This is a genomic window from Allosalinactinospora lopnorensis (assembly GCF_000981225.1).
Classification (GTDB): domain Bacteria; phylum Actinomycetota; class Actinomycetes; order Streptosporangiales; family Streptosporangiaceae; genus Allosalinactinospora; species Allosalinactinospora lopnorensis.
The window spans coordinates 1-8708 of sequence record NZ_LAJC01000118.1; the positions used below are offsets into that span (position 1 = coordinate 1).

The window sequence follows — 8708 nt, forward strand, 5'->3', positions numbered from 1 at the left end:
GGCCAGCGCGGGTCACCGGCGCCAGGGGCGGGCCCGGCGCAGCCAGGCCGCGGACTCCGCGGTCCCGCGCCCCGTCCCCTGAGGGGCGTTCTCCAGCAGGTAGATCGCGAACAGCATGCTCCAGGCTCACCCGAGAACCACGTGAAATAGATTCACTGAAAACATCGGGCCAGTTCGTAGGCCTCGGTGAGGATTCGGTTGAGGGCGGCCTGCGCCTTCTCGGGAGTGCCCAGGTAAGAAACGAGTTCGTCGAGTCGAGCACCGCGGACTTCCGACATCTGGGCATAGAGGGCGTCAGTAGTGTCGGGAAGGGGACAGCCCGAGGGCAGGGAAGCAAAGTCGATACCGACGCTGCGCAACGAGTTTCGCAGTCTTCCATCGCTGACGAGGTCACGAATGAGCGCGGCGGCGAGATGATGAGCTAAAGCGGTGGACACCCCGTTGTCACTAGCGCACAGGTACACACCGAGGCCGTGATGACTGATGGCGATGTCCTGAGGGATGGCAGCGAGGTAAGCGTGCCTCAATGCGTCTTGCCCGGTAACAATGGCGTTGGCTGCATCGCCACACGCATGGTAGAGGTGGGCAAGGGCACTGAGGGTACGAGCGAGATCGACCCACGAACGATGTGCTTCGAAGATCTCCCGGCATTCCTGGAGTAGGCGTTCGGCTTCATCGAGGCGGCCGAGTTCGATGAGTGGGCCATGGGCATTGAAACGGGCACCGATGATCTCAAGTTCCGGAGCCCCGCGATCATGCCGGGATTCGACGATACGAGCAATGAAACCAAGGGCTTCCTCCCACTCCCGCAAGCATGAAGCGGCCTAACCTGCTGTGTCGAGGAGATTTTCGCGAACATTCCATGCGTCGATCGTCTCGCTCGACGTGTCGGGGGCGGGCAGGTGTTCCAAGGCATGCAGGAGACGGCGAGCCTCGGCCAGCACAGGGGTGTGCTCACCCAAAGCGCTGAGGGTTTTCAGCCGCTGGCCTTGGTTGGCGAGTTGGGTCCAGGGACCGTGCCCGGCCTGCTGTGCGTATCGGATCAAATCATCGGCCGGTGCCAGGGCCCTCACGCAGCCGCCCAGTATTCCGGTAGAGGTTGATCAGGAAGCTGGTGCGGACCGCGCGGCACTGTGATAATCCCGAGCAGCCACAGTGGACGTGAGCAGGTTATGCAGGCGCCGTTCGTCCTCTTCGGAAGAGTTGTGCACGAGTATGCGGGCAAGCAAGAACTCTGCGTCGCTCTCCTCCACGGTGTCGTGAGCCGCTTCGGCGTTAGCTCGTGCCAATGGCAGCAATCTGGCCAGCGAGGCAGGTGACGAATCCCGGATGAGAGCTTCCTCCAGCAGCCCGGTGGCCTCTTCGATTGCGCCGAGGCGCAGTAGGTACGGTGCGGGCAATGGCGCAGACGGCACGGTGAGGGGTCCAGACGTCAGGAAACGCCGCGGGGCGGCCGATCAGGTGCGGACAGACTCAGCGGGAACCTATCGGACTATTACCCCAGAGTCGTGGGCCCCAGGACCCAAACGCTGCCCAGCGTGGGCGAAACACCCCACCAACACTTGACCGATTGGGGCGCCGTCCAGCACGGCCAAAGCCGTGGGATGGGAGGGAATCGACTTCCCACACGCCTGCCAAGTGGTGCGCCTGCGCCGCCATGTCACCGACCTGCGCACCGGGAAACGCCCATGGATCTGCACCTATGCGGTGACCAGCCTGGCGGTGGGACAGACCGACGCCGCCGCGCTGGGGGGCGGTACGGGGCCATTGGAACATCAAGGCATGGCACCACGTGCGGGACGTGTTCCTGAGCGAGGACGCGTGCAAGGTCAAGTCCGGGCGCGCTCCGGCCGACCTCGCCGCGCCGCAGACCGCGGTGATCGCGCTGCTGTCAGGGCTGGACCGGGAAACCGTCCCTGGTGCCGTCCGACGGATCTGCTATGAGAGCTTCCCCCGACCGCTGGATATGCTTGGACTACCAGCACGAGCGCAATCACTCACCGAGAATGAACCAACCCTGGGCCATGCGGCTCGACCTGCCGCCGAAAAACGACCGGAAGCGCCTCCCTGCGCGCCCGGCGGATTCGCCGGTGCTCCCCTTTTCCGCTTCGTCCGGGAATTGACGGCCCTATCATCCGGGGTGGCTGCAACCGCCGGGGAGGAACATCGAAAAACGGCGCGATGCGGGGAGCGAAAGCAATGATGCCTCCTCGGCGGAGATATTCGAAAGGTACTCCGGGGGCGGCCTCCCCCGAATCGCCGCCGCGGGGAACGGAAATGCTGTCGCTTCCGTCGCGCGGGCGGTGCGCCCTCCCAGCGGTGTCGGGGCGTGCCGCGGAGGGGGACAGGCCCGTTTCTTTGCCGCCGTGTCGGACCGCTGTCCGGAATCCCGGCCCGGCCGATCCGCCATGGAGCCTCCTCAGCCCTCCCGGCGCCAGGACCGACCCGACCGCGGGAGCGACCGCCCGCCACCCACGCCCCCGAGTCCGCACCGGTGCGGCAGCGCATCCCCCGCACTCAACAGGGGCGCCACGAACCCGCGCCCTGCCCCGAACTGGTACAGCCTGGCCGCCAAAGGGCGGCCGCAACCTTCTGGCCAGGGGGTTCGGGGCGCCTGTAGCATCTGCACGCGCGGTCGGCCGCCTCCGCCCTCCTCAACGCACCCCAAGCACTCCCGGCGCGCCCCTCTCACCCTCGGGGCGTCGACGCCGCAGCTCAGCGGCCCGCACGCGCCCGAGCCCTCGTGACGGCACGGGTACCGCCACGATCCAGCGAACCGGCCACAATTGCATTTCAATTTCACGCTTATTTGCGTATAGAAAACATCTATAAAGACCAGCAAGTATCAGTATAGGTCGTGTTCCGCCAGACATTGAACTTTTGCACCCCGTGCACCAGTATCAATCGGCGTATGTCACACGATGCGGAGAGCGGCGATCCCGCGAAAAATTCGCATTCGGATCGCATCCACCCCGGGAGAGGTGAAACGAAAAATGGAGAACCACCGACCCTACGAGAACGCCGTGAACGGAAAAAGTTTATAACCACCGACTGTCCAGAGAGGTCCCAACTCATGTATCTGCGACCAGGCCGCGTTCTGGCAACCTCCCTCGCGGCGCTCAGCACATTGACCGTCGCCGCCTGCAGCGAACCCGAGGGGGGATTCGACGACGGCGGCGGGGGTGAAAACGAGATCACGCTGGTGGAGCAGCCGTGGGAAGACCTGATGGTCGAGAACGCGATCGTCAGCCAGATCCTGGAAGAGCTCGGGTACAGCGTCAGCGTCGAGGAGCTCTCCGTCCCGCTCGGAGCCGAGGCCCTGGCCAGCGGGGACGCCGACGCCTACCTCGGCAACTGGTGGCCGAGCCAGGAGGAGGTCTTCACCCAATACATCGACACGGGCAGCGTGCAGATCCTCGACACGCTCGTCACAGGAGCGAGCTACGAGCCCGCCGTCCCCCGGTACGCCGCCGAACAGCTCGACGTGACGTCGCTCGCCGACCTGGCGCCGAACGCGGAGGAGTTCGACAACGAGTTCCTCGGGATCGAGGCCGGAACACCCGGGAACCAGAGCATCCAGGACGCCATCGACGATGACACCTACGACCTCGGCGACTGGGACCTCCTCGAGTCGAGCACCCCGGCGATGCTCGCCGAGGTCGAACAGAAGGTGGACGACGAGCAGCCGGTCGTCTTCCTCGCCTGGGAGCCGCACTGGATGAACGTCGAGTGGGATCTCGTCTACCTTGAGGACCCCGAGGAAGCCTGGCCCGGCGCGGGCGAGATCCGGATCGCCACCCGCGAGAACTTCGAGACCGACAATCCGAACGTGGCGCGGCTGCTGTCCCAGATGGAGGTGGACACCGACACCGCCTCCGACTGGGTCTACGACGTGAGCCAGGAAGGCATGTCGGCGGAGGACGTCGCCGGTGCCTGGATCGCGGACAACCCCGACGAGATCGGTACGTGGCTGGACGGCGTCGAGACCGTGGACGGCGAGCCCGCGGAGGCCCCTAATGATTGAGGCCCGACATCTCACGAAGGTGTTCGACCTCCCGCCGGCACGGGCGCGCCGGGCCCTCGACACCGGGACCGACCGCGGCCGCGCGGTGCGGGAGGCCGGCGGGGTCCTCGCCGTCGACGACGTGTCCTTCTCGGTGCAGCAGGGCGAGCTCTTCGTGGTCATGGGCTTGTCCGGATCGGGGAAGTCCACCGTCATCCGGATGATCAACCGGCTGGTGGCGCCGACCGCCGGAAACGTCGTGTACGACGGGACCGATGTCGGCGGAATGACACGGCAGCAGCTCCGGGAGCTGCGGAACAAGCGCGTCGGTATGGTCTTCCAGCACTTCGCGCTCTTCCCGCACCGCACGGTCAGGGAGAACGCCGCCTACGGGCTGAAGGCGCGCGGCATGCCCAGGCGCGAACGCCTGCAGCGCGCCGACCGCGCCTTGGAGCAGGTGGGTCTCGGCCAGCGGGGAGACGCCTACCCCGACGAGTTCAGCGGGGGGATGAAGCAGCGGGTCGGGCTCGCCCGCGCCCTGACGACGGATCCCGACGTCCTCATCATGGACGAGCCGTTCAGCGCGCTCGATCCGCTCACCCGCCGCTCGATGCAGGAGCAGCTACTCGAACTGCAGCGGGACTTCCGCAAGACCATCATCTTCGTCACGCACGATCTCAACGAGGCGATGCGCATCGGCGACCGGATCATGGTCATGCGGGACGGCCGGATCGTCCAGTTGGGCACCGGGCCCGAGATCATCTCGCGGCCGGCGGACGGCTACGTCCACGATTTCGTCTCCGACGTCGACCGGACGCGCGTGCTCACGGCGAGCACGGTCATGCAGCCTCCGTGGGTCACCGCCACCCTCGACGAGGATCCGGCCTCCGTACTGGCGCGGATGGAGGAGTCGCGCGGCCGCGGCGTCTACGTCACCGACCCCGGCGGCGAGATCGCCGGGGTCGTCACCCCCGCGCTCCTGTCCGAAGCGATCGCCGAGCACCGCGCCGACCTGGGGGACTGCGTCGGCGACGACTACACCGCGGTCCCCGACGACACCCCTCTCGTCGAATTCTGCCATCTCGCGGGCGGGCACACCGTCCCGCTCGCGGTCGTGGACCGCAACAAGCACCTGGTCGGCGTCGTGCCCAGGGCCCGCGTCCTGGACGCCATCGCCTCCGCCCCCAAGGACGTGAACGAGCATGCCTAGGATCCCGGTCGGCACAGCAATCGAATCCGCGCTGCAGTGGCTGGTGGACCACGTCGGCGGCTTCTTCGACGCCCTCTCCGCCGTACTGCTGTTCGCCGTGAACGCCGTCTACACAGCGCTGGCCACGCCGATGCCGTTCGTGCTGATCGCGGTCTTCGGCCTGCTGGCCGCCGTGACGGTCCGCAGCATCAGCCTGACCGTGTTCACCGTGCTCGCGTTCCTCCTCGTGGTCGGTATGCAACTGTGGACGCAGACCCTGGAGACCCTCGCGGTCGTCATCATCGCCGCGGTCATCTCGATCACCATCGGCGTCCCGATCGGGATCCTCGCCGCGAACAGCCCGCGGGTGAGCGTCTGCGTCCGGCCGGTCCTCGACTTCATGCAGACCCTGCCGGTCTTCGTCTACCTCGTGCCCGCGGTGTTCTTCTTCGGCATCGGGGTCGTCCCGGGAATCGTCGCCACAACGGTGTTCGCCATCCCGCCGGCGGTCCGCCTCACCGAGCTCGGCATCCGCCAGGTGGACGCCGAGATCGTGGAGGCGGCACGGGCGTTCGGGCCGCGTCCCGGGCAGGTGCTCCGCGAGGTCCAGCTCCCGCTGGCGCTGCCGTCCATCATGACGGGCGTCAACCAGGTGATCATGCTCGCGCTGTCGATGGTGGTCGTCGCCGGCCTGGTCGGGGCGGCGGGGCTGGGCGGGGTCGTCGTGAACGGTGTCACCCAGTTCAACATCGGTGTCGCGTTCGAGGGGGGCATCGCCGTTGTCATCCTCGCGATCTTCCTCGACCGGGTGACGAGCGCCCTCGGCGGGTCGCGGGGATCCGGTCGGCGCGCACGCGCCGCCCTCGACATGCTGCTCCGCCGGCGGCCCCGGGAGGAGACGGACCAGGTGCCCGTGCGCACAGCCGCCTGACGGCCGCGCCGCGGCCCCACGCTCCGACACGACCGCGCTGCCGCCGGTTCCGGCGGCAGCGCGGAGCGAGCACCCGTCGAAGCATCCGCCGATCAGCGAAGGACCGGCCCGCCGCATAGGGCCCGCGAGACCGTAAAGGAGAGCCTCGATGACCGAACCGCACGTCAACAGGAGCAACCTGCCGATCGGGGACCGGCCGCACCCGTCGGCGACGTCGATCGACGTGCGCGACCAGGATCCGCCCCACACCCCGCCCGAACCGCTGCGGGCGCCGGAGGGCGCCCCGAACGTCGTGCTCGTCCTCATCGACGACATGGGCTTCGGGGCGCCCAGCGCGTTCGGCGGGCCGTGCGAGATGCCCGCCGCCGACCGGCTGGCCGAGGGCGGCCTCCGGTACACGCGCTTCCACGTCACCGCGGTGTGCTCGCCCACCCGGCAGTCCCTGCTCACCGGCCGCAACCACCATTCGGTGGGAATGGGCGCCACGACCGAGATGGCCAGCGCGGCTCCCGGGTACTGCGGCATCCGCCCGCGCAGCGCCGCGACCCTGGCCCAGGTCCTGCGCGCCAACGGCTACAACACGGCCGCGTTCGGCAAGTGGCACCAGACGCCCGCGCGCGACGTGAGCCCGGCCGGCCCCTTCGACCGCTGGCCCACCGGCGAGGGCTTCGAGAAGTTCTACGGCTTCCTGTGCGCCGAGATGAACCACTGGTATCCGGTGCTGTTCGACGGGACCACGCCGATCGAGCCGGACAGGCGACCGCAGGACGGCTACCACCTCTCCGAGGACCTCGTCGACCAGGCGATCGAGTGGGTCAACGCCCAGCGGAGCCTCAAGCCCGACACCCCCTTCTTCCTCTACCTCCCGTTCGGCGCCACGCACGCGCCCTACCACGTGCCCAGGGAGTACCGGGACAAGTACAAGGGCAGGTTCGACCACGGGTGGGACCGCCAGCGGGAGATCACCCTGCGGCGCCAGAAGGAGCTGGGCGTCGTCCCGGAGGACGCCGAGCTGGCTCCGTGGGCCGAGGGCGTACCGCACTGGGACGAGCTCTCCGAGGTCGAGCGCAGATCGGCGGCGTCGCTGATGGAGCTGTACGCCGGGTTCGCCGAACACACCGACGTCCAGGTCGGGCGGCTGGTCGACGCCCTGAGCCAGGCCGGAGCCCTGGAGGACACGCTGTTCGTCTATGTCCTGGGAGACAACGGGGCATCGGCGGAGGGCGGACTGGGCGGAACGCTCAACGAGCACCGCTTCGCCAGCGGCATCCCCGACACCGCCGAGTTCATCAACGCCCACGCCAACGCGCTCGGCGACGAGACGACCCACGCCCACTACCCGGTCGGCTGGGCTCTCGCGATGAACACGCCCTACCAGTGGACCAAGCAGGTCGCCTCGCACTTCGGGGGCACGCGCGACGGAATGGTGGTGCACTGGCCGAACGGGATCGAGGAGCGCGGCGGGATCCGCCACCAGTTCCACCACGTGATCGACGTGATGCCGACGATCCTCGAAGCCGCCGGCATCCCCAAGCCCGACGCGGTGGACGGGATCGCCCAGCAGGACATCGAGGGCACCAGCATGCTCTACAGCTTCAACGACGTCCGGGCGCCGGACCGCCGCCGCCTGCAGTACTTCGAGATGGTGGGCAACCGCGGCATCTACCACGACGGCTGGATGGCGGTCACCCGGCACGGCACCCCGTGGGAGATGGTGCAGACCGGGCGCCGCTACTTCGACGACGACGTCTGGGAGCTCTACGACACCAACGTCGACTGGACCCAGGCGCGCGACATCTCCGCCGAGCACCCGGGCAGGCTGCGGCAACTGCAGCAGTTGTTTCTCATCGAGGCCGCCAAGTACAACGTGTTCCCGCTGGACGACCGGATGACCGAGCGGGAGAACCCGAAGGAGGCGGGCCGGCTCGACCTGCTCGGCGACCGCCGCACGGTGACGTTCCACGGCCCCGGGCTGCGCCTGACCGAGGAGACCGCGCCGAACGTGAAGAACCGCTCGCACACGATCACCGCGAGCGTCGACCTGCCGCCCGGAGGCGGCGACGGGGTGATCGTCGCGCAGGGGGGCCGCTTCGGCGGCTGGTCGCTGTACGTGCACGAGGGGCGGCCGGCCTACGCCTACAACTACTTCGGCCTCCGGGTGCACAAGGTGTCGGGCGGCGACACGTTGGCGGCCGGACCGCACGAGCTCCGGCTGGAATTCGGCTACGACGGCGGGGGCGTCGGCAAGGGGGGAAGCGTCACGCTGCTGGTCGACGGCGAGAAGGTCGCCACCGGCCGGGCGGACGCCACCATCCCCTACTACTTCGCCTTCGACGAGACCTTCGACATCGGGGTCGACCGCGCCTCGCCGGTGACGGACGACTACCCCACCGCCGACAACGAGTTCACCGGTCGGCTGCGCTGGGTGCGCCTCGACCTCGCCGACGACCTGTGCAGCGACGTCCGGAGCGAGAACGAACGCGAACTGTTCAGGGCGGCCCATGACTGAGGAGCACCAGCGCGGCGGGTGCTGCGCCCCGTCGGCCGACCGGCGGGGCGCCCCGCCCCAAGCGGCCCCGGGCCGC

The 8708-nt window shown here is 68.3% G+C and carries 6 protein-coding genes; 4 read left to right on the forward strand and 2 right to left on the reverse strand.

The window, feature by feature from the left end:
* Positions 1-152: 152 nt before the first annotated feature.
* Complete coding sequence (locus VS93_RS29555; RefSeq protein ID WP_156185013.1) at positions 153-812, reverse strand: tetratricopeptide repeat protein; 660 nt, start codon at positions 810-812, stop codon at positions 153-155.
* A gap of 12 nt (positions 813-824) precedes the next feature.
* Complete coding sequence (locus VS93_RS29910; protein ID WP_162231715.1) at positions 825-1073, reverse strand: hypothetical protein; 249 nt, start codon at positions 1071-1073, stop codon at positions 825-827.
* Between the two features lie 2000 nt (positions 1074-3073).
* Here VS93_RS29910 and VS93_RS25085 point away from each other — a divergent pair.
* From VS93_RS25085 to VS93_RS25100, 4 genes are all read left to right on the forward strand, one after another.
* Positions 3074-4024, forward strand: coding sequence for an ABC transporter substrate-binding protein (locus VS93_RS25085; RefSeq protein ID WP_052745991.1), 951 nt, complete (start codon positions 3074-3076; stop codon positions 4022-4024).
* Entirely contained in the window at positions 4017-5213 is a 1197-nt protein-coding gene (locus tag VS93_RS25090) for a quaternary amine ABC transporter ATP-binding protein (RefSeq protein WP_046472324.1), read from the forward strand. Before VS93_RS25085 ends, VS93_RS25090 begins: the two co-directional genes overlap by 8 nt.
* Positions 5206-6123 (forward strand): ABC transporter permease, encoded by a 918-nt coding sequence (locus VS93_RS25095; RefSeq protein WP_046472325.1) that lies wholly within the window; start codon positions 5206-5208, stop codon positions 6121-6123. The genes VS93_RS25090 and VS93_RS25095 overlap by 8 nt, the downstream gene beginning before the upstream one ends.
* 148 nt (positions 6124-6271) lie before the next feature.
* Entirely contained in the window at positions 6272-8632 is a 2361-nt protein-coding gene (locus tag VS93_RS25100; RefSeq protein ID WP_046472326.1) for an arylsulfatase, read from the forward strand.
* Positions 8633-8708: the final 76 nt, after the last annotated feature.